This window comes from Secundilactobacillus mixtipabuli (assembly GCF_002217925.1).
Taxonomy (GTDB): domain Bacteria; phylum Bacillota; class Bacilli; order Lactobacillales; family Lactobacillaceae; genus Secundilactobacillus; species Secundilactobacillus mixtipabuli.
The window spans coordinates 1-258 of the sequence record NZ_BCMF01000043.1; the positions used below are offsets into that span (position 1 = coordinate 1).

The following is a 258-nucleotide window of genomic DNA, read 5'->3' on the forward strand; positions in this document are numbered from 1 at the left end:
CGATTACCCTCTCAGGTCGGCTACGTATCATTGCCTTGGTGAACCATTACTCCACCAACTAGCTAATACGCCGCGGGTCCATCCAGAAGTGATAGCCGAAACCATCTTTCAAACTGAAGCCATGCGGTTTCAGTTGTTATACGGTATTAGCACCTGTTTCCAAGTGTTATCCCCTGCTTCTGGGCAGGTTACCCACGTGTTACTCACCAGTTCGCCACTCATCCAATGCTGAAAATCAGTGCAAGCACTTCAATTCAG

1 rRNA gene is annotated in these 258 nt (G+C 48.4%); it reads right to left on the reverse strand.

Going from position 1 to position 258, the window contains the following annotated elements:
• Nucleotides 1-258, reverse strand: a 16S ribosomal RNA gene (locus IWT5_RS11900); the annotation flags it as partial.